Annotated in this window: 32 protein-coding genes and 2 pseudogenes; 20 read left to right on the plus strand and 14 right to left on the minus strand. The window is 60.4% G+C overall.

The window, feature by feature from the left end; translation table 11 throughout:
• Positions 1 to 8: 8 nt before the first annotated feature.
• Both JQF37_RS00785 and JQF37_RS00790 read left to right on the plus strand, forming a co-directional pair.
• Complete coding sequence (locus tag JQF37_RS00785) at positions 9 to 536, plus strand: DUF3087 domain-containing protein (RefSeq protein WP_130205372.1); 528 nt, start codon at positions 9 to 11, stop codon at positions 534 to 536.
• A 36-nt stretch (positions 537 to 572) separates the two neighbouring features.
• A complete protein-coding gene (locus JQF37_RS00790; protein WP_130205370.1) occupies positions 573 to 2,126 on the plus strand; it encodes a sensor domain-containing diguanylate cyclase in 1,554 nt (517 codons plus the stop codon).
• Between the two features lie 3 nt (positions 2,127 to 2,129).
• Here JQF37_RS00790 and JQF37_RS00795 read toward each other — a convergent pair whose 3' ends face one another.
• The 4 genes from JQF37_RS00795 to JQF37_RS00810 all read right to left on the minus strand — a co-directional run bounded on the left by JQF37_RS00795 (position 2,130) and on the right by JQF37_RS00810 (position 5,647).
• The gene (locus JQF37_RS00795; RefSeq protein WP_130205368.1) at positions 2,130 to 3,047 is read right to left on the minus strand and encodes a LysR family transcriptional regulator; all 918 of its coding nucleotides are present in this window, start codon (positions 3,045 to 3,047) and stop codon (positions 2,130 to 2,132) included.
• A 68-nt stretch (positions 3,048 to 3,115) separates the two neighbouring features.
• Positions 3,116 to 3,490, minus strand: a complete 375-nt coding sequence (locus tag JQF37_RS00800) for a DUF2784 domain-containing protein (RefSeq protein WP_204149437.1) — start codon at positions 3,488 to 3,490, stop codon at positions 3,116 to 3,118.
• Positions 3,491 to 3,550: 60 nt separating this feature from the next.
• Positions 3,551 to 4,426 (minus strand): 4-hydroxy-tetrahydrodipicolinate synthase, encoded by an 876-nt coding sequence (gene dapA, locus JQF37_RS00805; protein WP_130205366.1) that lies wholly within the window; start codon positions 4,424 to 4,426, stop codon positions 3,551 to 3,553.
• Between the two features lie 285 nt (positions 4,427 to 4,711).
• Entirely contained in the window at positions 4,712 to 5,647 is a 936-nt protein-coding gene (locus JQF37_RS00810) for a sensor domain-containing diguanylate cyclase (RefSeq protein WP_196585862.1), read from the minus strand.
• Positions 5,648 to 5,808: 161 nt separating this feature from the next.
• On the opposite strand from JQF37_RS00810, the gene JQF37_RS00815 reads away from it, so the two are divergent.
• The 3 genes from JQF37_RS00815 to JQF37_RS00825 all read left to right on the plus strand — a co-directional run bounded on the left by JQF37_RS00815 (position 5,809) and on the right by JQF37_RS00825 (position 7,040).
• Positions 5,809 to 6,507, plus strand: a complete 699-nt coding sequence (locus JQF37_RS00815) for an AzlC family ABC transporter permease (protein WP_047529967.1) — start codon at positions 5,809 to 5,811, stop codon at positions 6,505 to 6,507.
• Positions 6,507 to 6,818, plus strand: a complete 312-nt coding sequence (locus tag JQF37_RS00820; protein ID WP_189340332.1) for an AzlD domain-containing protein — start codon at positions 6,507 to 6,509, stop codon at positions 6,816 to 6,818. Before JQF37_RS00815 ends, JQF37_RS00820 begins: the two co-directional genes overlap by 1 nt.
• A gap of 66 nt (positions 6,819 to 6,884) precedes the next feature.
• Entirely contained in the window at positions 6,885 to 7,040 is a 156-nt protein-coding gene (locus tag JQF37_RS00825; RefSeq protein ID WP_189340318.1) for a hypothetical protein, read from the plus strand.
• A gap of 51 nt (positions 7,041 to 7,091) precedes the next feature.
• Here JQF37_RS00825 and JQF37_RS00830 read toward each other — a convergent pair whose 3' ends face one another.
• The 5 genes from JQF37_RS00830 to JQF37_RS00850 form a co-directional block, all read right to left on the minus strand.
• Positions 7,092 to 7,319 (minus strand): hypothetical protein, encoded by a 228-nt coding sequence (locus JQF37_RS00830; protein ID WP_130205360.1) that lies wholly within the window; start codon positions 7,317 to 7,319, stop codon positions 7,092 to 7,094.
• Between the two features lie 95 nt (positions 7,320 to 7,414).
• Positions 7,415 to 8,095: an SOS response-associated peptidase family protein gene (locus tag JQF37_RS00835; RefSeq protein WP_130205459.1), complete on the minus strand. Its 681-nt coding sequence runs from the start codon at positions 8,093 to 8,095 to the stop codon at positions 7,415 to 7,417.
• A gap of 81 nt (positions 8,096 to 8,176) precedes the next feature.
• The gene (locus JQF37_RS00840; RefSeq protein WP_130205358.1) at positions 8,177 to 8,890 is read right to left on the minus strand and encodes an ABC transporter ATP-binding protein; all 714 of its coding nucleotides are present in this window, start codon (positions 8,888 to 8,890) and stop codon (positions 8,177 to 8,179) included.
• Between the two features lie 3 nt (positions 8,891 to 8,893).
• A complete protein-coding gene (locus tag JQF37_RS00845) occupies positions 8,894 to 9,730 on the minus strand; it encodes an ABC transporter permease (protein WP_130205356.1) in 837 nt (278 codons plus the stop codon).
• A 64-nt stretch (positions 9,731 to 9,794) separates the two neighbouring features.
• Positions 9,795 to 10,781, minus strand: coding sequence for an aliphatic sulfonate ABC transporter substrate-binding protein (locus tag JQF37_RS00850; RefSeq protein WP_130205354.1), 987 nt, complete (start codon positions 10,779 to 10,781; stop codon positions 9,795 to 9,797).
• A gap of 287 nt (positions 10,782 to 11,068) precedes the next feature.
• On the opposite strand from JQF37_RS00850, the gene JQF37_RS00855 reads away from it, so the two are divergent.
• The 3 genes from JQF37_RS00855 (at position 11,069) to JQF37_RS00865 (ending at position 13,416) form a co-directional block, all read left to right on the plus strand.
• Complete coding sequence (locus tag JQF37_RS00855) at positions 11,069 to 12,016, plus strand: ABC transporter substrate-binding protein (protein WP_130205352.1); 948 nt, start codon at positions 11,069 to 11,071, stop codon at positions 12,014 to 12,016.
• Between the two features lie 147 nt (positions 12,017 to 12,163).
• A complete protein-coding gene (locus JQF37_RS00860; protein ID WP_130205350.1) occupies positions 12,164 to 13,063 on the plus strand; it encodes a polysaccharide deacetylase family protein in 900 nt (299 codons plus the stop codon).
• A 113-nt stretch (positions 13,064 to 13,176) separates the two neighbouring features.
• The gene (locus tag JQF37_RS00865; protein WP_130205348.1) at positions 13,177 to 13,416 is read left to right on the plus strand and encodes a DUF1652 domain-containing protein; all 240 of its coding nucleotides are present in this window, start codon (positions 13,177 to 13,179) and stop codon (positions 13,414 to 13,416) included.
• Positions 13,417 to 13,425: 9 nt separating this feature from the next.
• Here the strand turns inward: JQF37_RS00865 and JQF37_RS00870 are convergent, their stop codons facing one another.
• Positions 13,426 to 14,313, minus strand: coding sequence for a LysR family transcriptional regulator (locus tag JQF37_RS00870; RefSeq protein WP_130205346.1), 888 nt, complete (start codon positions 14,311 to 14,313; stop codon positions 13,426 to 13,428).
• 127 nt (positions 14,314 to 14,440) lie between these two features.
• Here JQF37_RS00870 and JQF37_RS00875 point away from each other — a divergent pair, with 127 nt between their 5' ends.
• The 8 genes from JQF37_RS00875 (at position 14,441) to JQF37_RS00910 (ending at position 22,122) form a co-directional block, all read left to right on the plus strand.
• On the plus strand, positions 14,441 to 15,589 hold the full coding sequence (locus JQF37_RS00875; RefSeq protein WP_189340315.1) for a muconate cycloisomerase family protein: 1,149 nt from the start codon (positions 14,441 to 14,443) through the stop codon (positions 15,587 to 15,589).
• A gap of 10 nt (positions 15,590 to 15,599) precedes the next feature.
• Positions 15,600 to 15,890, plus strand: coding sequence for a muconolactone Delta-isomerase (gene catC / locus JQF37_RS00880; RefSeq protein WP_007978984.1), 291 nt, complete (start codon positions 15,600 to 15,602; stop codon positions 15,888 to 15,890).
• A gap of 55 nt (positions 15,891 to 15,945) precedes the next feature.
• On the plus strand, positions 15,946 to 16,875 hold the full coding sequence (catA, locus tag JQF37_RS00885; RefSeq protein ID WP_130205344.1) for a catechol 1,2-dioxygenase: 930 nt from the start codon (positions 15,946 to 15,948) through the stop codon (positions 16,873 to 16,875).
• Positions 16,876 to 17,058: 183 nt separating this feature from the next.
• On the plus strand, positions 17,059 to 18,018 hold the full coding sequence (locus JQF37_RS00890) for an AraC family transcriptional regulator (RefSeq protein WP_130205342.1): 960 nt from the start codon (positions 17,059 to 17,061) through the stop codon (positions 18,016 to 18,018).
• A 273-nt stretch (positions 18,019 to 18,291) separates the two neighbouring features.
• Positions 18,292 to 19,656: a benzoate 1,2-dioxygenase large subunit gene (benA, locus tag JQF37_RS00895; protein WP_130205340.1), complete on the plus strand. Its 1,365-nt coding sequence runs from the start codon at positions 18,292 to 18,294 to the stop codon at positions 19,654 to 19,656.
• Positions 19,653 to 20,141: a benzoate 1,2-dioxygenase small subunit gene (benB, locus tag JQF37_RS00900; protein WP_047529940.1), complete on the plus strand. Its 489-nt coding sequence runs from the start codon at positions 19,653 to 19,655 to the stop codon at positions 20,139 to 20,141. Before benA ends, benB begins: the two co-directional genes overlap by 4 nt.
• A 10-nt stretch (positions 20,142 to 20,151) precedes the next feature.
• The gene (gene benC, locus JQF37_RS00905; protein WP_130205338.1) at positions 20,152 to 21,165 is read left to right on the plus strand and encodes a benzoate 1,2-dioxygenase electron transfer component BenC; all 1,014 of its coding nucleotides are present in this window, start codon (positions 20,152 to 20,154) and stop codon (positions 21,163 to 21,165) included.
• A 183-nt stretch (positions 21,166 to 21,348) separates the two neighbouring features.
• Positions 21,349 to 22,122: a 1,6-dihydroxycyclohexa-2,4-diene-1-carboxylate dehydrogenase gene (locus tag JQF37_RS00910; protein WP_130205334.1), complete on the plus strand. Its 774-nt coding sequence runs from the start codon at positions 21,349 to 21,351 to the stop codon at positions 22,120 to 22,122.
• Between the two features lie 11 nt (positions 22,123 to 22,133).
• Here JQF37_RS00910 and JQF37_RS00915 read toward each other — a convergent pair whose 3' ends face one another.
• The gene (locus tag JQF37_RS00915; RefSeq protein WP_130205332.1) at positions 22,134 to 22,496 is read right to left on the minus strand and encodes an NUDIX hydrolase; all 363 of its coding nucleotides are present in this window, start codon (positions 22,494 to 22,496) and stop codon (positions 22,134 to 22,136) included.
• 216 nt (positions 22,497 to 22,712) lie between these two features.
• Here JQF37_RS00915 and JQF37_RS00920 point away from each other — a divergent pair, with 216 nt between their 5' ends.
• Complete coding sequence (locus JQF37_RS00920; protein ID WP_130205330.1) at positions 22,713 to 22,904, plus strand: DUF2188 domain-containing protein; 192 nt, start codon at positions 22,713 to 22,715, stop codon at positions 22,902 to 22,904.
• Positions 22,905 to 22,963: 59 nt separating this feature from the next.
• Here the strand turns inward: JQF37_RS00920 and osmE are convergent, their stop codons facing one another.
• Together osmE and JQF37_RS00930 are read right to left on the minus strand one after the other, a co-directional pair.
• Entirely contained in the window at positions 22,964 to 23,314 is a 351-nt protein-coding gene (osmE, locus tag JQF37_RS00925) for an osmotically-inducible lipoprotein OsmE (RefSeq protein ID WP_130205328.1), read from the minus strand.
• A gap of 13 nt (positions 23,315 to 23,327) precedes the next feature.
• A complete protein-coding gene (locus JQF37_RS00930) occupies positions 23,328 to 23,570 on the minus strand; it encodes a hypothetical protein (RefSeq protein WP_130205326.1) in 243 nt (80 codons plus the stop codon).
• Between the two features lie 163 nt (positions 23,571 to 23,733).
• On the opposite strand from JQF37_RS00930, the gene JQF37_RS00935 reads away from it, so the two are divergent.
• Together JQF37_RS00935 and JQF37_RS00940 are read left to right on the plus strand one after the other, a co-directional pair.
• Complete coding sequence (locus tag JQF37_RS00935; RefSeq protein ID WP_130205324.1) at positions 23,734 to 23,952, plus strand: hypothetical protein; 219 nt, start codon at positions 23,734 to 23,736, stop codon at positions 23,950 to 23,952.
• A gap of 89 nt (positions 23,953 to 24,041) precedes the next feature.
• Entirely contained in the window at positions 24,042 to 24,383 is a 342-nt protein-coding gene (locus JQF37_RS00940) for a hypothetical protein (protein WP_130205322.1), read from the plus strand.
• Positions 24,384 to 24,386: 3 nt separating this feature from the next.
• Here JQF37_RS00940 and JQF37_RS00945 read toward each other — a convergent pair.
• A pseudogene (locus tag JQF37_RS00945) lies at positions 24,387 to 24,605 on the minus strand (transcriptional regulator); the annotation flags it as partial.
• On the opposite strand from JQF37_RS00945, the pseudogene JQF37_RS00950 reads away from it, so the two are divergent.
• A pseudogene (locus tag JQF37_RS00950) lies at positions 24,606 to 24,833 on the plus strand (NAD(P)/FAD-dependent oxidoreductase); the annotation flags it as partial.
• Positions 24,834 to 24,993 lie beyond the last annotated feature (160 nt).

Below are 24,993 nucleotides of genomic sequence, written 5' to 3' on the forward strand. Positions count from 1 at the left end.
CCGACGCAATGTTCGAAATCCAGCCGATGAACGCCGAAGCCTATCGTCAACAAACGCGGCGCAGTACGGTGATGATCGCCTTGATTTTCCTGGCGCTGGCCATGGCGCTGTCGACGTTGGCGGTGGCGGTGTTTGGTGAACCTGGCGGGGACAATCTTCGATTCAACATTGGCGGCGTGTTTGCCGCAGTGCTGGTGATGGCGGCGCTGATGCGCCAGGTGTTCTGGACCCGGCAATGGATGGCGCCAGCGGTCTACAGCTGGCAACTCAAGCGCAGCCTGATGAGCATCACTAACGTCATGCACCATGTCACCACGGCGGTGGCGGCGGGCGATCCGACGGCGATGAAGCTGTTGCGCTTCTATCATCTGGGGTTGAGCCAGATGCATCAACTGGATGGCAACTCCAGCGATCATGGGCAATTGAGCCGGGAAATGGAGCAGCACAAGGCGCGGATGGACGCGTTGGGAATCGATACCGAACAGACGCGGCTGGATCCGGCCTGGATAGAGACCGTGAAGCAGGTATCGCGTTAGACGCCGGCGTCTTCACACGCATTGAAGGAGCGAGGCATGGGGCATCCCTCCATTTACGAGCACATTGAAAAAAACCGCTCCGGGGTCGCGAGGCGCAAGATTCGCTCGGCCGTAACGCTGATGGTTGCCGTGTGCCTGTCGATGACGGTGATCGTGATCTGGGAAGCCTGGAGTTCGCGCCAGTACCATCTGCATGACAAGGAAGTGGCCATGTCCAACCTTGCGCAGACCCTGGCCTCGCAAGCGCAGTCGTCGATAAAGCAGGCCGATACGCTGCTGTTTGCGTTAGTCGATCGCCTGGAAAACGAGGGCATCGGGCCGGGGCAACTGGATCGCCTGCAACGCTTGCTCAGCGCCGAGCGCAGTGAGCTGAGCCAGATCCACGGCCTGTTCGTATATGACGAAAACGGGCGCTGGATCGTCAATTCGAACGGCGCCGAAGTGGGGGGCGCCAACAACTCGGACCGTGAATATTTCATCTACCACCGTGACCATCCCGACCGTGGGCCGCACATTGGACCGTCGATAAAGAGCCGTTCCACTGGCGAATGGATCATGACGGTCTCGCGCCGGGTCAATCATCCGGATGGCCGTTTTGCCGGCGTGGCGCTGGCGACGATCTATCTCAACCACTTCCTGCAGCTCTATGACAGCATCGACATGGGCGATAACGGTGTCATCAACCTGATCGCGGACGATGCCAGCATTATCGTGCGGCGTCCCTTCAATGAAGCGGATATCGGCACCAGCCTGGCCAAAAGCACACTGTTCACCCGGTTGTTGCCTACCGCCGGATCGGGGACGGCATCGACCAGTTCCATCATTGACGATGTCGAGCGAGTCATCGGGTATCGGCGGGTCGAGGGTTATCCCTTGATCGTTTTCGCCGCGCTGGACAAAGCAGAAGTTCTGGCGGGCTGGCGCAGGCAGTCCTTGCTCAGCGCGGGGGTCGTCTTGCTGTTGTTGGGGTTTTCCGGCGTACTCGGTTATCGCCTGATCAAGTTGATGAAACAGCAGGATCGTGCGCGGGTCGAGCTGCTCGGCACCCAGGACAAGCTCCTTGAGCTCAACCGCAACCTTGAGTTGTTGGCGCTGGAGGACGCATTGACAGGGCTGGCCAACCGCCGCCAGTTCGATTTGTTCATCCACTCGGAAATGGGGCGCGCGCGGCGCAACGTGACGGGCCTGGCGCTGCTGATGATCGATGTCGATTATTTCAAGGCATTCAACGATCAGTACGGCCATCTGGCCGGAGATGAGTGCTTGCGCAGTATCAGTGCAATCATCATCGACAATATCAAGCGCCCGGGGGACCTGGCGGCCCGGTTCGGTGGCGAGGAGTTTGCGGTGGTGCTGCCTGGCACCGATTACGTGGGGGCGTTTCTGGTGGCGGAAAACATCCGTCGCGCGGTGGAAGCGGCCGACCTCGAGCACAGTGAAAGCCCCGATGGCAGGGTGACCGTAAGCGTCGGCGTGTGTGGCTACAATCCGGCCTCACAAGAGCAGACCGAGGACTTGATCGGTGCCGCCGACAAGGCGCTCTACGTGGCCAAGACCAGCGGCCGCAACATGAGTGTGATTGCCAACTGACACTCAGACAAAGCGATCACTGCCCTGAACCAGTTTGGTGGCCAGGTACGACTGCTTGAGCTTTTCCAGCCACCAGTCCAGAGCGCGACCGTCATGATCACCGCGCCAGCCGGCGTACAGCACGTTGGGCTCGCGAGGGTCGGCCATCTGCTTTTCAATCAGCGCACCACTCTTGAGCAACGAGCCGACCCGGTGCCTCGGCAGCCAACCCACACCCAATCCGTCGCACTGCGCGAGGATTTTCGCGCGCATGGTCGGCACCGCCAGCATGGGTTGTCCGCCGGACACGCCGTAGGTACTGCCCTCGGTAGACCTGGATGAATCGGCCACGACAATCGCCCGGTGTCGGGCTACCTCGGCACGAGAAACCGGTTCCCTGGCCTTGGCCAGCGGATGCTTCGGCGACACCGCGAACACCCACTCCATTTCACCCAACTGCATCCAGCGCAAGGACGGGATCGCCGGTGGTTCGTTGGTGGCGCCGATGATCAGGTCCGCGCGCCCTTCACGCAGGGCTTCCCAGACCCCTCGCAGTACTTCCTGGGTGATGCGCAGCGGGACACCGGAGCCCAGCGCGTCGAACTCATGAATCACCGGCATCAATGTCTCGAATTCCAGCAGTTCGTCAGTGACGATCCACAATCGACTCTCCCAGCCGTTGGCCACTTGCTGCACCCGTTGCGTCAGGCGCGACACATCCTGCATCAGCCGCGCCGCTTCGTTCACCAGCAACTCGCCGGCGGGGGTGAGTTGCAGGCGATAGCGACGGCGGTCGAAGAACAGCGCATCGAAACGCTCTTCCAGTTGCCGGGCGGCATAGGACACCGTGGACGGCGCTTTGCCGAGGTGGGCGGCGGCTCGTGACAGGCTGCCGGTTTCGCGGATGGCCTCCAGCAAGGCCATGTCTTCAATCGACAGCATATTTTTCAATCCTCAATCGAGCACGCCACTATTGCGGGAGCCACCCTCGGCAGTTCACACCCGGTGTCTCAGGGCGTACGGCGTAATTGCCACTGGCGGAACAATCGAAGATAGACCAGCCCGTTGATCAGCAGCACTACGCTGCCCAAACCCAGTTGTATGCCCGGTGTCAGACCGGCCGGATAAATGACCGGCCAGACGTAATGTTCGATGAAACCAGCGCCATAGCCGCTTTGCCCGGCGGCATGGCGCAGCCGGTTTTCCCAGTCGGTGAGCGGGCAAGGCAGGTGGAAGAATTCCACCGCCATACCCCACAGCGCGGCGGGCAGGTGCCACCAGGCCAGGCAGCGCCATTTGAGCACCAGCAGCCCGCCAAACACGACGAACAGAATGAACGACAGATGAAACAGTACCAGCCCGTCGGCGGCGATTCGGTAGAGCATGTCGACTCCCGGACGCATCAGGCGAATCGTTCCATGGTACTCGGGCGGGTAGCGGGTGCTCTATCGATTGTCGTGCGCCAGCGCGCCGAGCACCTCCTTCAATCGCGTCACCATGGCCTCGCTGCTGCGTTGCATCGGCGCGCGCAGTTCATCCTCGATCAAGCCTTCGAGGGCCAGGGCGGTTTTCACCGGGGCGGGATTGGGTTCGATGAACAGGCTCTGGATCAGTGGCAGCAACCGGAAGAAGGTCACACGCCCGGCGGCCAGTTGGTTGTCGCGGATCTGTCGATACAGCTGGACGAACAGTTCCGGATGAACGTGCGCCGACGCCGCGATGGCCCCTTTGGCACCCAGGCAAAGGGCGCTGAAAATCTGGTTGTCTTCACCGCACAGCACATCAACCAGGCCACTGGACAGCAGCGCGAGGGTACTGGTCAGGTTGCCGCCGCAGTCCTTGATCGCGACGATGCGCTCGTGGGCGACGATGTTGAGCAGGGTCGCCTGTTCGAAAGTCACGCCGGTGCGGTAAGGGATGTCGTAGAGAATCAGCGGCACGCTGGAAGCATCGGCGACGGTCTGGAAAAACGCTTCGAGCCCCGCCTGGGACGGGCGGATGTAGTACGGCGGCGGCACCAGCAAACCGGCCACCGGACGCTTCAGGATCTCGCGCTGGAACTGCAGCAATTCGCTCAGGTTGTTGCCGGCCAGGCCCATGACCACGCGATTGGCCGGTACTTGCTCGAGCACGGCATCGAGCACCGCCAGTTGCTCCTGTTTGCTCATGGCCGCCGGTTCGCCGGTGGTGCCGCAGACAATCAGGCCATCGACGCCTTTTTCCAGCAGGTGGCCGACCAGTCGGCGCAAAGCGACGAAATCGATGGCACCGTTGTGGAACGGCGTGACGAGTGGAACCCAGATACCTTGAAACGATGACATGCGATGACTCCTGAAGGTTTGACCGATTTCGTCACCGTCAGAAGCGTAGTAGGAAGCAAGCAAGGGGAGGGTGGTCCGTCGCGCTCAATGTCCTGTCAGCTCATCTGACGGGACAGCGCGCCCCGGTCACATGAGCGACTGTTTCTTCGATTTGAGGGCGTGCGCAACGCAACCTTGCGCCTTGGCATTCAAGCCAATGACGTCAATGTTGAGGTTGAAGGTTGCGGACATGTTTGCTTACACCCTGAATGAGGCGCTCAGTTTTAAAAGGCGGCGCCGGGTTTGTCAATCACGAAAGTCGGCAAACGCTGCGCGCATGCGTCCGTTGCGCTTGGCCTGATACAGCAATTTGTCGACCTGTTCGACGAACGCCAGTGCCGTGGTGTGCTGCGTTGCGTGGGTAGTGCCGACCCCAAGGCTCAGGCTGAGCAGCGGCGATACCGCGGAAAATTCGTGGGGAATCTGCTGCTGGCGAATCAGGTGCAGGCACTTGTTGGCCACCAATCGGGCGGATTCGGCATCGGTTTCCGGCAGCAGCCAGACGAACTCTTCACCGCCGATGCGGGCGATGAAATCCCGTGGTCGATTCGCCGCCAGCGACAACGTGCGCGCCACGCGGCGCAGGCATTCGTCACCCTTGATGTGGCCGTAATGGTCGTTGTACTGCTTGAAATAATCGATATCCAGCACGATCACCGACAGCGGCGCGCCGCTGCGCTGGGCACTGCTCCATTCCCGTTCCAGCACGGTGTCGAACATGCGCCGGTTGGCGATGCCCGTCAGGCCATCCTGGAAGGAATACTCTTCGAGCTGTTTTTGCAGGCGTAGCAGGTGCTCTTCGGTTTTCTTGCGTTCACTGATGTCGAACATGAACCCGACCAGCGCCTCGACCTCGCCGTCCTTGCGCACCACGTGCACCACATCGCGAATCCACACGTATTCGCCGCTGCGGGTCAGTGCCCGGTAATCCGCCTCGTGATCGACGCCGGCACGGGATTGCGAGACGCAGAACTCCACCACGTAGTCGCGATCGTCCGGGTGCATGCGTTCGACCCAGTCATTGACCCCGACCCAGCTGTCCTGCGCCCAGCCCAGCAGGCTCTCGATCTGCGGCCCGATGTAGCTGAAGGTCATGGTCTTCCAGTCGATTCGCCAGGGGATCGCCTTGGTCGACTCAAGCAGGGTTTTGTAGACGTCGCTGTCGGTTTCGACTGAATGCATGAACGGCCGCACCTTGAGGGGAAAAATGCAGCGCCATCATGTTGCTACTATTGAGCCGGCGCAAGCGGGCAGCCGATGAATGGCAATATGCGCAAGATAGTTCAAGCCAACGTTGGCCAGTGCTGGCACAGTTCGCCGTCCTTCACTGGTTGTAGAGCGTTATGTCCAATTCACTCATGCCGCGCAGTGCGTTCCTTCGCGGCGCCGCGGCGATCATGCCGCTGTCCCTGGCCACCGCACCCTGGGGGCTGCTGGCCGGCTCCATGGCCATCGAAGCCAACCTCACCCCCCTGCAAGGCCAGGGTTTGTCGAGCATCGTGTTTGCCGGCGCCGCGCAATTGGTGGCCATCGGCATGCTCAAGGGCGGCGCCGGGATTTTTTCGATCCTGCTGACCACACTTTTGCTGACCTCCCAACACCTGCTTTATGGAATGAGCCTGCGTTCGGTGATTTCGCCGCTGCCGGGTCGCTGGCGGGCAGGATTGGGCTTTCTGCTCACCGATGAGTTGTTCGCCCTGACCAGTCAGCATGACAAGCAACAGTTCAACCGCTGGTACGCCCTCGGGGTCGGCTTGACGTTCTACGTCGCCTGGAACCTCTTTACCCTGGCCGGCATCGTGCTCGGCAGCAGCATTCCAGGCCTTGAGCACCTGGGGCTGGACTTCTCCATCGCCGCCACCTTCATCGCCCTGATCACCCCGGTGGTGCGCAATGTGCCGACGGTGGTGTGTGTTGCGGTGTCGCTGTTCTGTTCGGTGCTGTTCAGCTACTGGCAATGGGGCTCGGCGCTGGTGTTGTCGGGGTTGGCGGGCATGACCGCCGGTTTTATCTGCAATAAATTCTACGGTGGACGCACATGATGGTCTGGGCAGTGATTTTCGGGATGGGCGCGTTGGTGTTCCTCAACCGCTATGTGTTTCTGGAACCGCGCCTGCCGGTGCGCTTGAGCAGCAATGCCCGACAGTTCCTGGGCTTTGCCGTACCGGGGATGTTGACCGCGATCTGCGGGCCGATTGTGTTCATGCCGGAGAAGCAGCTGAATCTGCATTGGGACAACCCGTACCTGATCAGCTCGCTGGTGGCCGTGGGCCTGGTGCTGTACACCCGCAACACCTTGCTCAGCATGCTGTTGAGCATGGGCTTCTTCTTTTTGCTGCGAGGGTGGCTGTGAGCCGGGTTCGGGAAATTGTTCTACGCTTAAAGTTGATGACCGATCCCTTCAGGAAGAGAGGTGAACATGGCAACTGACCCAAAGCGTCCGGACCTTGACGACGACACGGATGAACCGACCGAAGAAGAGCTCGAGGAGCAGAAGCACTCGCAGCAGACATGGAAACATGACGACAGCCGCGAGCTGTCGGAGCGCGACATAGAGATACCTTTGAAGCCCTGACCGGGCCGCGTACAAATCAGCCCCGTCATCGAACGGGGCTTTTCAATTCTGTCAGACCGCCTCATTCCAGCGAATCTGGGTGATTCCCAGTTGCCGTGCCTCGACGCGCGCCGTTTCGAGGGAAGAATGTGCAGTCAGTTGAAACTCGTGCTGCGGGAACGCGTGGGCGTAGGCCGAATGAATGGCGTCGACCTCCGAGAATTTTACCGCCAGCTTGAAGAAGTGCTGTCGCACACCGTCGAGCAGGTAATGCACGGCATAAGGGATGAGCTCGCTCATGGATTCCTCCGAAGCCAACGGTGGCCTGGACGCGATAGTCGAGAAGAGGATTCGGAGAGCCCTGCATCCCCATCAGACTGACATGAATGACATGTTCAAGTTATTTCATCAATCAAGGTGGCTGCCTGGTTTCTGACGTTGCCAACCGCTTTGCTCACCCTGTGCCATTGAAATGCATCGCTGCCTTCACCCTGCAAAAGTACCAACTGCTCGGCGCGCTCCTTTGGGGTGGCCGGGTCCAGCCATTCCCGCGCCAGCTCGGCCGACAGCACGACGGGGCGGCGATCGTGAATGTCCAGCAAGCCGCCGGCGCTGTCGGCGGTGATGATGACAAAACCGTCATCGTCCCGAGGCGCGGCGCCGCCAACGGGGAATTGTCCGATTGCCGCGCAGTAGATCGGTCCCCGGTCGCGTCGTCGGATCAGCCAGGGTTGCCGGGTGCCGTCGCCGGCGTCCACCCATTCGAACCAGTTGTCGATCGGGCAGATTGCCCGGTGCGGCCAGATTGCCCGGAAAAACGGGCCATGGGCGACTTTCTCGACCCGCGCGTTGATCGGTGGCGCGCGATCCTTCGCCCAGTGCGGGCGCCAGCCCCAGCGCTGTGGGTCAGCATGCAAGCCGTCGTTCTCCAGATGCAGCAATGCAAGTTGCGTGGTGGGCGCAGCGTTGTAGCGCGCCAAGGGTTCATCGCCAACGTGATTGATCATCGCGTCGGGAATGCTCAGCGCTGCGACGAAATCGTGGATGCCTCGATACTGCGACAGCCTTCCGCACATCGACCGAACCCTCCGGATTGGAGTGTTCAGCATAGTTGCTTCCTGCAGGCGCCAGGCGCCTTCAGGATTTGGCATGCAGGTTCAGATCACATGCGCCCGCTGCAACTCGGTCAACGACAACGCTTTGAGTTGCGCCAGCAGCGGGTCCCGGCGGTCACGGGGATGCGCCAGTTCTACCGCCAGCTCCTGGCGAATGCTGCTGGGGCGATTGTCCATGACCAACACGCGATCACTGAGGTACAGCGCTTCATCGACATCGTGAGTCACCAACAGCAAGGCGATGGCGTGGCGCTCGGCCAGTTGTAGCAGCAAGTCCTGCAGTTTCATGCGGGTAAAGGCGTCTACCGCGCTGAAGGGTTCGTCGAGCAGCAACACTTGCGGCCGCGAATAAAGGCCACGGGCGATGGCCACCCGTTGCGCCATGCCGCCGGAAAGGGCCTTGGGCAGGGCCTGGGCAAAACCACCGAGGCCGACTTCCTCGATCAACTGCGCGACCCAGGCCTTGTCGTAATGGTTGTCGGCGCTGAAACCGATGTTCTGTTCGACCGTCAGCCAGGGCATCAGGCGTGGTTCCTGGAATACGAACGCTACTTCACCGGCGCGGCTGCGCAGTTCGCCCTGGAAGTCCTTCTCCAGTCCGGCGACGATCCGCAACAAGGTGCTTTTGCCGCAACCGCTGGGGCCGAGCAGGCTGACGGTTTCCCGAGGCAGCAACTGCAAGTGGATGTTGTTGAGCACGGTGGTGGCGGCGAAGGTTTTGCGCTCGACGCGAATATCCAGCAAGTGTTCGGTCATGGCTCAATCCTCTGTGCTGTGGCCGTTGAATGTGTCGCGCCAGGCCAGGAAACGTTTCTCCAGGCTGGCCAGCAGGCCGTCGCTGAGTTTGCCCAGCAGCGCCAGCACAATGATTGCCGCCAGGACGATGTCCGGACGGGAAGTCTCGCGACCGTCACTGAGCAAATAACCCAGGCCTTTGGTTGCCGCGATCAACTCGGCGGCCACCAGAAACATCCACGCCAGACTCATGCCGCTGCGCAGCCCGGTGAACAGGCCGGGCAGGGCGGCGGGCAGCAGAATCCGCTGCACCAGTCGGCCGTGGCTGAAACCGTACATCTGCCCGACCTCCACCAGTTTGCGGTCGATGTTGCGGATTGCCGCGACGCCATTGAGGTACACCGGAAAGAACGCGCCGATGGCAATCAGGACAATTTTCGAAGTCTCGTCGATCCCCAGCCACAGCAACAACAACGGTACCCAGGCCAGGCTGGGAATCGCACGCAGGCCGGCGAATGTCGGTTCCAGCCAGGCTTCGGCTTCCCGGCTCAGCCCGACCCAGGCAGCGAATACCAGGGCCAGGCTGGCGCCGATGGCGAAACCGAGCAAGACGCGCAACAGGCTGGTGCTGATGTGTTTCCACAAGGCGCCCTCGGCCAGATCCCTCAAGGTCAGCGCAATGTCGCTCGGCGCCGGCATCTGGTAGGACGGCAACCAACCGACACGTACGACGATTTCCAGCACGAGGATGATCAGCGCCGGCAGCGCCAGCGCCTTCAGGCGCAGGCGCCAGGCGTTGTTCAGCCGACGCGGAGCAGGCAATGCCAAGTGGGCTGGCAGGTTTTTGGTTTTGCTGGACATGGGATTCTCCGGTGATGACGAATCCGCGGCGGGCGCGGATTCAGTCTTGACCGTTGGCAGGTATTTACTGGCGAGCGACGGTTTCTTTGAAACCGGTGTCGATCAGTTGGTCGATGACTTGATCGACATTCACCCCGCGCCGCACAAGCTCTTCGGAAACCAGAATCGGCGCCGCTGCCTTGGAGGCGAGCACGTCCCTGGCGGTCAGTTGCGGGTTGCTCAGGTCGGTGCGCGACAGTTGCAGCCTGGCCACTTCCAGCGGCAGCCCGGATTCGGTGGCGAGCAGTTTCGCCAGCTCTTCAGGATTTTTTACCGCCCATTCCCGCGCCTGTTCGTACGCCTTGAGCACGGTGTCGATGGTGTGTGGATGCTCCTTGGCATAGCGGTCAGTGACGCTGACCACGCCATAGCTGTTGAAGTCGGTATTGCGGTACAGCAGGCGCGAGCCGGCCTGGACCTGGCTGGCGGCCATGTGCGGATCAAGCCCGGCCCAGGCATCGACATCACCTTTTTCCAGTGCGGCTCGACCGTCCGGGTGCTGCAAGTGCACCAGTTCCACATCGTCTTTGTTCAGGCCGGCCTGTTGCAGGCTGCGCAGGGTGAACAGGTAAGGGTCGGTGCCTTTGGTGGCGGCGATTTTCTTGCCTTTGAGGTCGGCCACGGTTGTGTACGGTGAATCCTTGCGCACCACGAGCGCAGTCCACTCGGCGCGGCTGTAGACGTAAACCGATTTGATCGGACTGCCATTGGCGCGACTGAGCACGGCGGCGAGGCTGGCAGAGGAGGCGAAGTCGACGCCGCCGCTGTTGAGGTATTCCAGCGAGCGGTTACTGCCCTGGCTAAGCACCCAGCTGATCTTGGTCTGCGGCAGGGCTTTCTCCAGAAAACCGAAATGCTTGAGCGCCAGGCTGACCGGTGAGTAATAGGCGTAGTCCAGGTGCACTTCGGCCGGCGGTGCTTCAGCTGCCTGGGCCGTGGGTTGCAGGCTCAGGGCCAGGGCGCAGGCGCTGAGCAGATATCGGATGGCGGGAAAACGGGCGATCGATTTCATGTAGCGGCTCCTGGCGAGATTCTTATATCCAAAAAAATAATTTATTCGAGTGCTTCCTGCATAAAAGGAATATTGCAGGCTCTGTGCCATGTTCTCGAAGTCGCGCTTTATCAGGGCTTTGCCATTGAGCTGGGGGCGTCGGGATGTACGGCAGAGAGCACTCTGTTGAGTCGCTGTTGCTGAGCCAACACCGCGCAATGCGGGTCATTAGCTTATGCATAAATAGAATTTAAACGCTTCTTGTAAGAGTGTTATGGTCTAGCGAAATCACTTTCAAGGAGCCCCCGATGAACCTCTCCCGATTCGTGCGCGGTCTGTTGACCAGCGCGTTGTTTGCCGCACCACTGGCCTACGCCGCCGAGCCGGTCGTCCTGCACGTCGGCGATCAGAACTACTACAACGTGCGCGCCTCGGTGGAAGCCTCGGGTGTACTGGAAGGCGCGCCGTATACCGTTGACTGGAAGCACTTCCAGGCCGCCGCGCCGCTGGCGGAAGCGTTGAGCACCGGCGCGCTGGACCTGGGTTTTCTCGGTGATTCGGGGTTCCTGTTCCTCGCCGCCAAGCAGGCGCCGGTCAAGCTGATCGGTGTCTCGCGGCAGAACCCGGACACCATCGCCTTGCTGGTGCCCAAGGATTCGCCGGTGAAAACCATCGCTGATCTCAAGGGCAAGAAAGTCGCTTACTGGCCCGGTGCCTGGAGCCAGCAATTGACCTTGCGTGCCCTGGAAACAGCCAACTTGCCGCAAGACTATGTCGACTTCATCAAACTGATGCCGATCGATGCCGCCGCCGCATTGCCCCAGGGCAGCATCGATGCCTTCCCGGTCTGGGAACCCTACATTTCCCAGCAAATCCTGTTCTCCGGTGCCCGGCCGATCCTCACGGCCAAGAACCTGATGCCGGGCCTGAGCGCCATCGCCGCGTCGACGCCTTCGATCGACAGCAAGCGTGAAGCCATCGCTGACTTTCTGGGACGCCTGAAAAAGGCCCGTGCCTGGGTCGACAACCACACCGACGAATACGCTGACCTCTGGGCGAAGAAAGCCAACCTCGATCAGGACGTTTCCCGGCATTGGTTGCGCCAGGCGCACATGTCCGTCGGCCCGGTGGACGCCCAGGCCGCCAAGGACTTGCAGAGCACCGCGGACTTCCTGTTCAAGGTCAAGGCGCTGCCGAACGAGTTGGCCACCGCACCGATCATCGACGACTCGTTCCAGCAGTCTTTTAGCCACTAACCGCTGTTTCCGGCAGCGGCGGAACCAAACGCTGTGTACCCTGATCCAACCTCGGCCCGCAGCGACCTGCGGGCCGGCGAAGGATGAACGGGCGAAGGACTTTGCCGGTTGACGTGGTGACCGAAACGGTCTGGCCCAAGGCAAAACATGAAACAGTTGGTCAAGGTTTTATCGGCGATCGCCATGGCAGCCAGTCTGCTGGGTTGCATCGCCGCCCCTATCGAAATGACGCCACAGACGGAACAACGTCTGCGCACCCAACCGCCCATCCGCTTTCTGCTGACCTTCGATGACGGTCCCAGCGCCTCGAGTTTCTGGAACCCGACGGAAACCGTGCTCGATAGCCTGGCGCGAAATGGGTTGCAGCCGGACATCAAGGCCGTGTTCTTTGTGCAGACCCGCGCTTCACGGGCTGGCGGCAGTGACATCGGGCGCGCGGTCATGCACCTCGAGCGCGATGCCGGGCACATTCTGGGCTTTCACACCGCCACGCCTTCGCACACCAACCATCGTTCCCTCGACCCGCAAACGCTGGAACAGGCGCTGACCGATGGCAGCGCCGACATCGCCGCGATCACCGGCGCCCCCCCGACGCTGGTGCGTCCGCCATTCTGGAACTACGACAAACGCACCTTCGCCGCTTATCAGCAGCACGGCATGCATGTGTTGCTCACCGATTTGAGTGCCAATGACGGCAAGATCTGGGGCTTTAACGCCAGCCCCCGCCGGCGCGCCCACTTCCTGCGCTCGATGTCCGAAGTACGCGAGCGCATCGCCCGTGGCGAGTTGCCGGTGGTGGACGGGGTGATTCCGGTGGTGGTGACGTTTCACGATCTCAATCGCTACACCGCGCGGCACACCCGCGAGTACCTGCAAATCCTGCTCGACGGCGCCCAGGCAACGGGGGTGAGCACCGCAGAACAGCCGTTCTACGACGACACCGCCGCACTGCAGCGGGCGGCGATGGCGCGTACCGTGCGCGACAGTTCGCAGCCGGTTGAGTTGCCCGGTTTCTGGAACTGGATCTGGGGCGCGAACGCCCATTGAAGAAGTGCTCGAAATTGAGAGGCAGCTAACATTTTTTGCTGGCGCAGGATTGGCAAAGTGCATCTATCCTGAGTGGGATCCAATCCGATCAATCGCCGTACGAGGCAGCGGCCATGGTTCCCATTTCAGTCCTTTGCAACATTGTCGAGTCCGGTTTTGTGCCGTTGGCCTGCGAGTGCACAGAGAGCGGCGGCCTGCTGCGTATCGAGATCTACGAACCCGCAAGCAGGCGAGTGGAGTTGTTGATCAGCGGTGTCTCGACCGAACACCTGACCAGCGTGCGTGCCATTTCCGATTTCATTGGTGAGTTGCGCACCGAGATGAAGGCCGGGCGCCGGGCGTTTGCCGGTTAACGCAGGTCCTCATGAGCCTTGCGGCAACAGCTCATCGATCATCCGCAGACAGTGGTTCAACCCCGGCGATACATCGCCCACCCGTCGGCTGAGAATGATCGGCGAGGTCGCGTTGTCTTCCAGTAACGGGGTGAAACCGATGTCGTCGCGGTGCACCAGTTGCACAGAAGCCGGCACCAGCGTGACACCGATTCCGGCCCCCACCAGTCCGATCGCCGTTTGCAGTTCGTTGGTCCATTGCGCCACATGGATCCTCACACCACAGGATTCGAAGAGTGCAATCACGTGGTCGGCGTAGCTTGGCCGTGGATTGCCGGGGTACAGCACGAAGGGTTCTTTTGCCAGGTCGCGCAGGCTGATGGGACCGGCGAGCAAAGGATGGCCGGCGGGCAGGGCGGCGACCAGGCGATCTTCGGTGAGGACGGTCTGGATGATCGCCGGATCGTCGATGCGTATTCGACCGAAGCCGATGTCGATACGCCCGGCCTTCAGTGCCTGCACCTGTTGCAGGGTGGTCATCTCCGACAACCCCAACTCCAGCTCCAGCGGTTCGCCGCTGCGCAAGCGGCGAATCAGTTCCGGCAACACGCCATAGAGCGTCGACGGCGCAAAACCGATGCCCAGCCAGGTCTTTTCCCCCAGGCCGATCCGCCGGGTGTTGTCGCAGACCTTGTTCAGTTGTTCCAGCAGCGCGGTGGAGTGCTCCTGGAAAAACCGCCCGGCGTCGGTCAGCTTCAGCGGTCGCCCGCGTTCCAGCAGCATTACGCCGAGTTCGTCTTCCAGCTGCTGGATCTGCCGGCTCAGGGGCGGTTGGGCGATGTGCAGCAATTCGGCGGCGCGGGTGAAGTTGAGGGTTTGGGCCAAGACCTGAAAGTAACGCAGGTGACGCAGTTCCATGGAGCCTCCAGTCGCCGATCGGTTGTATACCTTTAAGGTATCAAGTCAGACCAATTCTATATTGGCTTCACGAAAAAAGCCGTACGAGAATCGATCCCAGAACTTCAAGAACCTGACGGGTATCGAAATGCTTGCAACAGCCATTGAGTCGATCGAGACGATCATCGTCGATTTGCCGACCATCCGCCCGCACAAGCTGGCGATGCACACGATGCAGAACCAGACCCTGGTGATCATTCGGGTACGTTGCGCCGATGGCATCGAAGGCATCGGCGAATCCACCACCATCGGTGGCCTGGCCTATGGCAACGAAAGCCCGGACAGCATCAAGACCAACATCGACACGCATTTCGCGCCACTGTTGATCGGTCAGGACAGCGGCAACGTCAATGCCGCGATGTTGCGCCTGGAGCGCAGCATCCGTGGCAACACCTTCGCCAAATCCGGGATCGAAACCGCGTTGCTCGACGTCCAGGGCAAGCGCCTCGGCCTGCCGGTCAGCGAACTGCTCGGCGGTCGCGTGCGTGACGCCCTGCCGGTGGCCTGGACCCTGGCCAGTGGCGATACCGGGAAAGACATCGCCGAAGCGGAAAAAATGCTCGACCTGCGCCGCCATCGCATCTTCAAACTGAAAATCGGTGCCGGTGAAGTCAACCGCGACCTGGCTCACGTGATCGCGATCAAGAAAGCCTTGGGCGACCGCGCCAGCGTGCGGGTCGACGTCAACCAGGCCTGGGACGAAGCGGTCGCGGTGCGTGCCTGCCGGATTCTCGGCACCAACGGCATTGACCTGATCGAACAGCCGATTTCGCGCAACAACCGCGCCGGGATGGTACGCCTGAACGCCATGAGCCCGGCGCCGATCATGGCGGACGAATCCATCGAGTGTGTGGAAGACGCGTTCAACCTGGCGCGTGAAGGCGCGGCTTCGGTGTTCGCCCTGAAGATTGCCAAGAACGGTGGCCCGCGTGCGGTGCTGCGTACCGCCTCCATCGCCGAAGCGGCGGGTATCGGCCTGTACGGCGGCACCATGCTCGAAGGTGGCCTCGGCACGATGGCGTCGGCCCATGCCTTTATTACCTTGAACAAACTGGCGTGGGACACCGAACTGTTCGGCCCGCTGCTGCTGACCGAAGACATCCTCAGCGAACCGCTGGTGTATCGCGATTTCGAGCTGCATGTACCGAAAACCCCGGGGCTGGGCCTGAGCCTGGATGAAGAACGCCTGGCGTTTTTCCGCCGCGACAAAACATCCACTGCCATTCATCAAGCCTGAGGAGAGCATTATGCTGTTCCACGTAAAAATGACCGTGAACCTGCCGGTCGATATGAATCCGGAAGCAGCCGCCAGACTGAAAGCTGACGAGAAAGCCCTGGCCCAACGCCTGCAAGAGCAAGGCAAGTGGCGTCACCTGTGGCGAATCGCCGGGCACTACGCGAACTACAGCGTGTTCGATGTCGACAGCGTTCAGGAACTGCACGACCTGCTCATGCAATTGCCGTTGTTCCCGTACATGGCCATCGAGATCGATGCGATGTGCCGCCATCCTTCTTCCATCCGTGACGATGACCGCTGAACTTCGCCCGTTCAGCTCGCAACGCCAATAATTACAAGATGAGGAACCCACCAAAATGAACATCAAGATTTCCCATACTGCCGAAGTCCAGAAATTTCTCGAAGAGGCCAGCGGCCTGTTCAACGATGCTGGCAACCCGCGCGTCAAGGCCCTGATGTACCGCATCCTGCGTGATTCGGTGAACATCATCGAAGACTTGGCCGTGACCCCGGAAGAGTTCTGGAAAGCCGTCAACTACCTCAACGTACTGGGCGCGCGCCAAGAGGCGGGGCTGGTGGTGGCCGGGCTTGGCCTGGAGCATTACCTCGACCTGCTGATGGATGCCGAAGACGAACAGGCCGGCAAATCCGGCGGCACGCCGCGCACCATCGAAGGCCCGTTGTACGTGGCTGGCGCACCGCTGTCGCAAGGCGAAGCGCGCCTCGATGATGGCGTCGATCCCGGTGTGACGCTGTTCATGCAAGGTCGCGTGTTCAACACCGATGGCGAACCGCTGGCCGGCGCCGTGGTGGACGTGTGGCACGCCAACACCGGCGGCACTTACTCGTACTTCGATACCACGCAATCGGAATTCAACCTGCGTCGCCGTATCGTCACTGATGCCGAAGGCCGCTACCGTTTCCGCAGCATCGTGCCGTCGGGCTACGGCTGCCCACCGGACGGTCCGACCCAGCAACTGCTCGACCAACTGGGCCGTCACGGTCAGCGCCCGGCGCACATCCACTTCTTCATTTCCGCGCCGGACCATCGTCACCTGACCACGCAAATCAACCTCGATGGCGATCAATACCTGCATGACGATTTCGCCTACGCCACCCGCGACGAGTTGATCGCCAAAATCACCTTCAGTGATGACCAGGCGCGTGCAGCGGCCCACGGTGTCAGCGGTCGGTTTGCGGAAATCGAGTTCGACTTCACGCTGCAATCGTCGGCCCAGCCTGAAGAGCAGCAGCGCCACGAGCGGGTCCGCGCTCTGGAGGACTGATCACAAAACCCCTTGTAGGAGCAGCCGGTCGACGCTCGACTGCTCGCGATGGACTCGAGAACACCGCGTTTAGTCAGTAAACACGCGTTATCGTTAACGACCATCGCGAGCGGGCTCGCTCCTACAGGTGTTTCGGTTCTAGAATGAAATGATGCAACCCATAATAACAATCAGAGTGACCCGATGATGCAAGCGCAACTGTTGAGTCAGCGCAGCAGAGTGTTCGACCACGCCGACCCCCATGCGGTGTCTGGCTATGTCAATCAGCATGTCGGTAACCATTGTATTCTCATGCCCCGGACAGGCCGGCCGCTGGCCAGTCTCGACCATCGCAAATTCGCCAGCCTCGATCTGTGTCGCATCAGCTACGGTGGCAGCGTGCGGGTGACCTCGGGTGCGCTGGAGGATATCTACCACCTGCAAGTGTTGCTCCGCGGCAACTGCCTGTGGCGCGGGCACGGCCAGGAACATTACTTCGCCCCCGGCGAATTGCTGCTGATCAACCCCGACGATCCGGTCGATCTGACGTACTCGGCCGATTGCGAAAAATTCATTCTGAAAGTCCCCACCCGGTTGTTCGAGTCGGTCTGCGAAGAGCAACGCTGGCGTTATCCGGGGCAGGGCGTGCGGTTTCTGGAGAGCCGTTACCAGCTCAATGAGCTGGAAGGTTTCGTCAGCTTGCTGGCGATGATTTGCCAGGAGGCCGAGGCCACCGAGCAGATTCCCAGGGTGCAGGAGCACTACGCACAGATCATCGTCAGCAAGATGCTCAGCCTGATGAAGACCAATATCAGTCGCGAGTGCCTCGGTTCGCCGACGGCCACCTTCGAAGTGATCGCCGATTACATCGCGCGCAATCTCAAGCAGGACATCGACAGCGAAGAACTGGCGCGGCAGGCCAGCATGAGCCTGCGTTCGTTGTATGGCCTGTTTGAACGCAATGCCGGGCTCACACCGAAAAACTACATCCGCCAGAAACGCCTGGAACGCATCAATGCCTGTCTGAGTGACCCGACCTGCAACGTGCGCAACGTCACTGAAGTGGCGATGGATTACGGTTTCCTGCACCTGGGGCGATTCTCCGACAGCTACCGCAAGCAGTTCGGCGAGTTGCCGTCCGACACCCTCAAGCGCCGCCACTGAAACCTTCAGGCTTGATGTTGTCTGGTCTGGCCCCATCGCGAGTAAGCTCGCTCCCACAGTGATTTCGGTTGGACGCAAAACTTGTGTTCAGCCACTAAATCTGTGGGAGCGGGCTTGCCCGCGAAGAGGCCCGTACATTCACCATCGATGGCGCACGACACAACGCCAGCCCCCTGCACAAAACGGATACAAGTCTGCACCCCGCGGATAGTCCGGCATATCCCCCCGCCCTAGCATGACCCTGCCTGAACAATAACAACGGAGGCGGCGGCCATGACCCTGCGACCTGAATATATTCACTCCCTGCTTGAAGACGACCCTGCCCAAGGCCTGTATCGCTGCAAGCGCGAGATGTTCACCGACCCGCGCCTGTTCGATCTGGAGATGCAGCACATCTTCGAAGGCAACTGGCTGTACCTGGCCCACGAAAGCCAGATTCCCAATATCAACGATTTCTACACCACCACCATGGGGCGCCAGTCGATCTTCATCGCGCGCAACAAGGATGGTGTGCTCAACGCCTTCATCAACGCCTGCAGTCATCGCGGCGCGACCCTGTGCCGGCACAAGTCCGGCAACAAGAGCTCCTATACCTGCCCGTTCCACGGCTGGACGTTCAACAACTCCGGCAAGCTGCTCAAGGTCAAGGACCCGGCCAACGCCGGCTACCCGGCGAGCTTCAACTGCGAAGGCTCCCACGACCTGACCAAAGTCGCGCGTTTCGAGTCCTATCGCGGTTTCCTGTTCGGCAGCCTCAAGGCCGATGTGGTGCCGTTGGTGGAGCACCTGGGCGAGTCGGCGAAGATCATCGACATGATCGTCGACCAGTCCGCCGATGGCCTGGAAGTGCTGCGCGGTTCCTCCAGCTACATCTATGAAGGCAACTGGAAACTCACCGCCGAAAACGGTGCCGACGGTTACCACGTCAGCTCCGTGCACTGGAACTACGCCGCCACCCAGAACCAGCGCAAGCAGCGCGAGGCGGGCGACACTAACCCGACCATGAGCGCCGGCAGCTGGGCCAAGCAGGGCGGTGGTTTCTATTCCTTCGACAAGGGCCACATGTTGCTCTGGACCCGCTGGGCCAACCCCGAAGACCGCCCGCTGTACGAGCGTCGCGACGAGCTCGCCCAGGACTTCGGCAAGGCTCGCGCCGACTGGATGATCGAGAACTCGCGCAACCTGTGCCTGTACCCGAATGTGTACCTGATGGACCAGTTCAGTTCGCAGATCCGTATTGCCCGGCCGATCTCGGTCAACCGCACCGAGATCACCATTTACTGCATCGCCCCTAAAGGTGAGAGCGACGACGCTCGTTCGAAGCGGATTCGTCAGTACGAGGATTTCTTCAACGTCAGTGGCATGGCCACACCGGATGACCTGGAGGAGTTCCGTTCCTGCCAGACCAGCTATCAGGGCAGCGTCACGACGTGGAACGACATGTCCCGCGGCGCCGAGCACTGGATCGAGGGCGCCGACGAGGCGGCCAGGGAAATCGACCTGCATCCGCTGCTCAGCGGTGTGCGCACCGAAGACGAAGGCCTGTTCGTGCTGCAACACAAGTATTGGCAGCAGACCATGCTCAAGGCCCTGGCGGCCGAACAGTCCGAGTTGATTGCCGTGGAGACCGTGCAATGACCATCACCTATGACAGCGTGCGCGATTTTCTCTACCGCGAAGCGCGTTACCTCGACGACCGGCAATGGGATGAGTGGCTGGAGATGTATGCGCCGGACGCCACATTCTGGATGCCGTCGTGGGACGACAACGACGAGTTGACCGAAGACCCGCAGCGGGAAATCTCGCTGATCTGGTACGGCAATCGCACCGGCCTGGAAGACCGCGTCTTCCGCATCAAGACCGAGCGTTCCAGCGCGAGCATTCCGGACACCCGCACCTCGCACAACATCAGCAACATCGAGTTGCTCGAACAGGCCGACGGACTGTGCAAGGTGCGCTTCAACTGGCACACCCTGAGCTTTCGCTACAAGACCGTCGACAGCTATTTCGGCAGCAGTTTCTACACCCTTGATGTGCGCGGTGAAAACCCGCTGATCAAGGCCAAGAAAGTGATCCTGAAGAACGACTACGTTCGTCAGGTCATCGATGTCTATCACCTGTGAGGCGGCCGTCATGACCCATTCCATTGCGTTCAACTTTGAAGACGGCGTCACTCGGTTCATCGACGCCAATGCCGGCGAAACCGTGGCCGATGCCGCATACCGTCAGGGCATCAACATTCCGCTGGACTGCCGCGACGGTGCCTGCGGTACCTGCAAGTGCTTTGCCGAGGCCGGTCGCTACGACCTGGGCGAGGAGTACATCGAAGACGCCCTCAGCGCCGATGAAGCCGAGCAGGGCTTTGTCCTCACCTGCCAGATGCGCGCCCAGAGCGATTGCGTGGTGCGGGTGCCGGTATCGTCGGACGTCTGCCGCACCCAGCAAGCCAGCTACGACGCCACCATCAGCGCCGTGCGCCAGTTGTCCGACAGCACCATCGCGCTGTCGATCAAGGGCGAGGCGTTGAACAAACTGGCGTTCCTGCCGGGGCAATATGTGAACCTCGGAATTCCCGGCAGCGGTCAGACCCGCGCCTATTCATTCAGCTCGTTGCAGCGTGATGGCGAAGTCAGTTTCCTGATTCGCAACGTGCCTGGCGGCCTGATGAGCAGCTTCCTCACCGGCATGGCCAAGGCCGGCGACAGCATGAGCCTGGCCGGTCCCCTGGGCAGTTTTTACCTGCGCGACATCCGTCGGCCGTTGTTGTTGCTGGCCGGCGGCACCGGGTTGGCGCCGTTCACTGCAATGCTGGAGAAAATCGCCGAGCAGGGCAGTGAGTATCCGCTGCACTTGATCTACGGCGTGACCCACGATTTCGACCTGGTGGAACTCGATCGCCTGGAAGCCTTCGCCGCGCGCATCCCGAACTTCAGCTACAGCGCCTGCGTGGCCAGCCCCGACAGCCGGCACCCGCTCAAGGGCTATGTGACCCAGCATATCGAGCCGAAGCATTTGAACGATGGCGACGTCGATGTCTACCTGTGCGGCCCGCCGCCGATGGTGGAAGCGGTCAGCAAGTACATCGGCGAGCAGGGCATCAAGCCGGCGAACTTCTACTACGAAAAATTCGCCGCCAGCGCGGCGTAAGTTGCGCACAAATCCCGTGCACGACACAGAACCAATGTGGGAGCGAGCCTGCTCGCGATGACGGCAGAACATTGGACATCGATGTCGCCTGTGAGCCGGCTATCGTGAGCAGGCTCGCTCCCACAGGTCTGTGTTTCGTCCGGTACTTCTTCATTGATCTGCATCCATAGTCATGGGGTACACATGAACAGATTTCACGAAAAAGTCGCGCTGATCACCGGCGCAGCCCAGGGCATCGGGCGCCGGGTTGCCGAACGTATGGCCGCCGAAGGCGCCAAGTTGATCCTGGTCGATCGCTCCGACCTGGTGTTTGAGGTGCAGAAGGCGTTGGCGCCGACCTGTCAGGTCCTGGCCCTGACGGCCGACCTTGAGCAATACGATGAATGCAACCGGGTGATGCACACCGCCGTCGAGCGCTTTGGTCGGCTCGACGTATTGATCAACAACGTTGGCGGCACGATCTGGGCCAAGCCGTTCGAGCACTACGAGGCCGCGCAGATCGAGGCCGAAGTCCGCCGCTCGCTGTTTCCGACGCTGTGGTGCTGCCATGCGGCGTTGCCGTTCATGCTGGAGCAGGGCAGCGGGGCGATCGTCAACGTTTCGTCCATTGCCACCCGTAGCGTCAACCGCGTGCCGTATGGCGCGGCGAAAGGCGGGGTGAATGCGCTGACTGCGTGCCTGGCGTTCGAAACCGCCGGGCGCGGCGTGCGAGTCAATGCCACCGCGCCGGGCGGCACCGAAGCGCCACCACGAGTCATTCCGCGCAACAGTGCCGAGCAGAGTGCACAAGAGAAAATCTGGTACCAGCAGATCGTCGATCAAACCCTCGACAGCAGTTTGATGAAGCGCTATGGCACGCTGGATGAGCAGGCCGGGGCGATTCTGTTTCTGGCCAGCGACGAAGCGTCCTATATCACCGGCATGGTCATGCCCGTGGGCGGTGGCGATCAGGGCTGACGCACAGGCCGTTACAGGCGACGCTGAAACGCTTTGATGATGCGCAGCGTGGCGTCGCTGGTGCTCAGGTTTTTTACGGTATCCAGCGGGAACCAGATGAAGTCGACAATTTCATTTTGCGCCCGGACCTCATGCAGATTCACCACGGATGCTTCGTAGACGTGGTGTCGGGTGTCGCCTGTTTCCAATTCCATCAGGTACAGCATCTCGTCGGCGTAAAGGCCGGTTTCTTCCTGCAGTTCGCGTATGGCGGCGTCAGCCCTGGTTTCGCCGGGCTCGACTTTTCCACCGGGCAGCGCCCAGCGACACCTCAGCTTACGCACGAGGAGAATGTGCCGGTCCTGCTCGCAAATGACGGTTGCGCGTACTTTCATGTGTGACCTGATCGCCTGATGTCATGAAACTGTAACAAAAATGCAATATTCACGCCGCATGCCGTTTTGCCTGTGGCTGTGTTGTTCGATGTGAGTCATGCCTGAAAGTGCCATCGAATCGGCCGTGGTGATACGACGTCTGGTCGGCATTCGGACAAAGGGTGGGTGTAAGGTAGGCACGTCAACGTGGACATCACTGCCAAAACGGAGGTGACTATGAGTCTTTCGATGTTGAACAAGATGCATATGAACGGCTATGACGTAATCAGCGTGAACAACGGCCCGTGGCGGGTATGCACCAAAGGTGATCGTCTTGCCTCATTTGGCAGCCGCGAAGAAGCACTGGCGTTCGCAGCGTCGCTTCCTGGCTACAAGGCACGGTCGAGCAAGCAGGCGCGCAGCCAGTAAACCCGTTGATTGCATGTAAAGCCCCGGCATGCCGGGGCTTTTTGACGTTGGCGCAGTGGTCAGTAGCCTCCGCCACCGGAGTGCGAAGGCTCCCTGGCTTTTTGTTGTGCGTGGCTCCATTCGGCGCAAGTCATGAAACTGGTGTGGTCCACCTTCCCCCGGCTGTCGAAACTGACGTTGTACGGCTGTTTTTTGCCGGATTGGGTCAACGTGTAATCGAAGCAGGTGCCGGGCTCGACGGTGCGGTCCGTTATCGATAGCGGTGGGCCGCCGATCTGCTGGACCTGCTCCTTGCTCATGCCGGTGTCGACCTTGTCCACCAACGGCTGCCCCCGGAACGCCCCAGACTCGGTATTACAGCCACTCAATGCCGTCAGCACCATGACCAGCGAGCACAGAAGCCTGTTCATGGCGGCGCTCCGTTCAGTGAGGTTTGGTGGTTCGACTGATGGCCCGGGCTTTGACTTCTTCGGCGTAACCCGCCAATCGTCCTTCATTGCTCTGAAAAACTTCGCACAGCCGCAGGGCGGCCTGTGCGTCTACGTCATTGCCGGCCTGGCGCAACTGCTCGGCGATGCGTAACAGTTCCACGGCGGACCACCTCAAATCCGACGCAACACTCTGCAAATCACGGCGAAGTTCTTGTTCCGACTCGTTAAGCCACATGATGACCTCCTGAATGTCTGCGCTACGAAATTTTAGACCCATTTCCCAACCGGGCGTTGTGTTCGTCTGATCCCGTGCGGCTTCCTTTGGTCGGGAAGATTGCGCGAACCCGTAAATCCGCTGTCGTATTGGAGTATCGATTTCCTGGGCGGGGGCAATGCAAATGACAACGACCGATGACTTCCGGGCGCACGCTCATGAGCTGATCGTGGAGCTGGATGCGGCCACCAGCGAAATGATGAAACTCATTTCCGAGCACCGGCTCAGTGGGCCGGAATGGGAGCGGGTCACGCAATGGCAGCACGAGGCCTATGAGCGGTGGATGACTTATCTCAACACACGCTCCTACCCCGGCCCCGGCGATAATACGGTCGGCCACTGAGTGGCCGGACTCACCAATGCCGTCGTGAGAAATGGATGTCAGGGCGACGACACGCTACATTTCACGTTTTCAGGAATTAAGGGCGCTTTATGCAGAGCCGGATGTTGATGGGCGGAGTTGGATTGGCGTTATTGGCGGGGTGTTCATTGCCGACGTCCCTGGTCCCAGGTGAACCGAACGTCAGCAAGTACAGTGAAAAAACACCAAAAGAACTGGCGGCGTGCGTGTTGCCCGAGTGGCAGAAGGAGGTATCCCACACCACTCAGATCTCGATTTCCAACGGCTACAGGATTACCGCGCCGAGTATCGTCACTGCCGATGAAGTGCTGGACATCGTGAAGTACAAGGATGGCAGCCGCGTATCGCTTTATCAGGGGCCACCCTGGGCCAAATCAGGCGCGCTGCGCAAGGGCGTGCGCGACTGTCTGTAGGGTTCAATCGGACAGTTCAGTGACCTGGATGAGCTGATCGTCACCTGTCTGGGCACTGGCGGTGCCTTTCCTTTCCCGACGATCATTCATCCAGGTGTCCACCTGCGCGTTGAACTCAGCCGGAGCCTTGCGACCGACCTTTCGGGCGATGTCCAGAATGGTCTGCTGGGCGAGGGCGTCTTCCATGCGTTTTTGCGCCGTCATCATTGCGCCATGCACTGAATCCTCGGTGTGCAACCGACGCCGTACAGCCAGCCGAAATACGTGACTTGCCTGGACCTCGGCGCCTGGGGGGCGGTTTACACAGAGGGTTGGGATCGTCAGGTCAAACTGGTCAGGCAGGAAGGCAAATCGCTTAAAACCCAGATCAACACGGTGTGGATCTATCCGCCCGCCGCTGATCGCGCCAGTGCATGGGCGGCAGCAGATCCACAGATCCCGATTGCATGAGTGCGGTTTTGAATAGTTAAGGTGGTTTCTACCTTATCCATAAAAATTATCAGGATATTTAATGGCTTAGAAATTTTAGTAACTGAATGGTTAAGTAAAATATCTTGTTACACGGAGAAATATTCCGTAATATCCGCGCCGCGTTCACCACCACGGTTTA

Source organism: Pseudomonas sp. MIL9, assembly GCF_016887925.1.
Classification (GTDB): domain Bacteria; phylum Pseudomonadota; class Gammaproteobacteria; order Pseudomonadales; family Pseudomonadaceae; genus Aquipseudomonas; species Aquipseudomonas mohnii.

What these genes read in the sequence shown, in the direction of transcription:
- JQF37_RS00840 (WP_130205358.1), bottom strand. Translation starts at nt 8,890, where the DNA reads ATGACCGAACACTTGCTGGATATTCGCGTCGAGCGCAAAACCTTCGCC.
- catA (WP_130205344.1), top strand. Translation starts at nt 15,946, where the DNA reads ATGAACATCAAGATTTCCCATACTGCCGAAGTCCAGAAATTTCTCGAA.
- JQF37_RS00935 (WP_130205324.1), top strand. Translation starts at nt 23,734, where the DNA reads ATGACAACGACCGATGACTTCCGGGCGCACGCTCATGAGCTGATCGTG.
- JQF37_RS00875 (WP_189340315.1), top strand. Translation starts at nt 14,441, where the DNA reads ATGCTTGCAACAGCCATTGAGTCGATCGAGACGATCATCGTCGATTTG.
- JQF37_RS00865 (WP_130205348.1), top strand. Translation starts at nt 13,177, where the DNA reads ATGGTTCCCATTTCAGTCCTTTGCAACATTGTCGAGTCCGGTTTTGTG.
- JQF37_RS00940 (WP_130205322.1), top strand. Translation starts at nt 24,042, where the DNA reads ATGCAGAGCCGGATGTTGATGGGCGGAGTTGGATTGGCGTTATTGGCG.
- JQF37_RS00785 (WP_130205372.1), top strand. Translation starts at nt 9, where the DNA reads ATGTTCGAAATCCAGCCGATGAACGCCGAAGCCTATCGTCAACAAACG.
- JQF37_RS00870 (WP_130205346.1), bottom strand. Translation starts at nt 14,313, where the DNA reads ATGGAACTGCGTCACCTGCGTTACTTTCAGGTCTTGGCCCAAACCCTC.
- osmE (WP_130205328.1), bottom strand. Translation starts at nt 23,314, where the DNA reads ATGAACAGGCTTCTGTGCTCGCTGGTCATGGTGCTGACGGCATTGAGT.
- JQF37_RS00790 (WP_130205370.1), top strand. Translation starts at nt 573, where the DNA reads ATGGGGCATCCCTCCATTTACGAGCACATTGAAAAAAACCGCTCCGGG.
- JQF37_RS00815 (WP_047529967.1), top strand. Translation starts at nt 5,809, where the DNA reads ATGTCCAATTCACTCATGCCGCGCAGTGCGTTCCTTCGCGGCGCCGCG.
- JQF37_RS00845 (WP_130205356.1), bottom strand. Translation starts at nt 9,730, where the DNA reads ATGTCCAGCAAAACCAAAAACCTGCCAGCCCACTTGGCATTGCCTGCT.
- JQF37_RS00860 (WP_130205350.1), top strand. Translation starts at nt 12,164, where the DNA reads ATGAAACAGTTGGTCAAGGTTTTATCGGCGATCGCCATGGCAGCCAGT.
- JQF37_RS00830 (WP_130205360.1), bottom strand. Translation starts at nt 7,319, where the DNA reads ATGAGCGAGCTCATCCCTTATGCCGTGCATTACCTGCTCGACGGTGTG.
- catC (WP_007978984.1), top strand. Translation starts at nt 15,600, where the DNA reads ATGCTGTTCCACGTAAAAATGACCGTGAACCTGCCGGTCGATATGAAT.
- JQF37_RS00920 (WP_130205330.1), top strand. Translation starts at nt 22,713, where the DNA reads ATGAGTCTTTCGATGTTGAACAAGATGCATATGAACGGCTATGACGTA.
- JQF37_RS00795 (WP_130205368.1), bottom strand. Translation starts at nt 3,047, where the DNA reads ATGCTGTCGATTGAAGACATGGCCTTGCTGGAGGCCATCCGCGAAACC.
- JQF37_RS00910 (WP_130205334.1), top strand. Translation starts at nt 21,349, where the DNA reads ATGAACAGATTTCACGAAAAAGTCGCGCTGATCACCGGCGCAGCCCAG.
- JQF37_RS00800 (WP_204149437.1), bottom strand. Translation starts at nt 3,490, where the DNA reads ATGCTCTACCGAATCGCCGCCGACGGGCTGGTACTGTTTCATCTGTCG.
- JQF37_RS00810 (WP_196585862.1), bottom strand. Translation starts at nt 5,647, where the DNA reads ATGCATTCAGTCGAAACCGACAGCGACGTCTACAAAACCCTGCTTGAG.
- dapA (WP_130205366.1), bottom strand. Translation starts at nt 4,426, where the DNA reads ATGTCATCGTTTCAAGGTATCTGGGTTCCACTCGTCACGCCGTTCCAC.
- JQF37_RS00855 (WP_130205352.1), top strand. Translation starts at nt 11,069, where the DNA reads ATGAACCTCTCCCGATTCGTGCGCGGTCTGTTGACCAGCGCGTTGTTT.
- benB (WP_047529940.1), top strand. Translation starts at nt 19,653, where the DNA reads ATGACCATCACCTATGACAGCGTGCGCGATTTTCTCTACCGCGAAGCG.
- JQF37_RS00890 (WP_130205342.1), top strand. Translation starts at nt 17,059, where the DNA reads ATGATGCAAGCGCAACTGTTGAGTCAGCGCAGCAGAGTGTTCGACCAC.
- JQF37_RS00835 (WP_130205459.1), bottom strand. Translation starts at nt 8,095, where the DNA reads ATGTGCGGAAGGCTGTCGCAGTATCGAGGCATCCACGATTTCGTCGCA.
- benA (WP_130205340.1), top strand. Translation starts at nt 18,292, where the DNA reads ATGACCCTGCGACCTGAATATATTCACTCCCTGCTTGAAGACGACCCT.
- JQF37_RS00915 (WP_130205332.1), bottom strand. Translation starts at nt 22,496, where the DNA reads ATGAAAGTACGCGCAACCGTCATTTGCGAGCAGGACCGGCACATTCTC.
- benC (WP_130205338.1), top strand. Translation starts at nt 20,152, where the DNA reads ATGACCCATTCCATTGCGTTCAACTTTGAAGACGGCGTCACTCGGTTC.
- JQF37_RS00850 (WP_130205354.1), bottom strand. Translation starts at nt 10,781, where the DNA reads ATGAAATCGATCGCCCGTTTTCCCGCCATCCGATATCTGCTCAGCGCC.
- JQF37_RS00825 (WP_189340318.1), top strand. Translation starts at nt 6,885, where the DNA reads ATGGCAACTGACCCAAAGCGTCCGGACCTTGACGACGACACGGATGAA.
- JQF37_RS00820 (WP_189340332.1), top strand. Translation starts at nt 6,507, where the DNA reads ATGGTCTGGGCAGTGATTTTCGGGATGGGCGCGTTGGTGTTCCTCAAC.
- JQF37_RS00930 (WP_130205326.1), bottom strand. Translation starts at nt 23,570, where the DNA reads ATGTGGCTTAACGAGTCGGAACAAGAACTTCGCCGTGATTTGCAGAGT.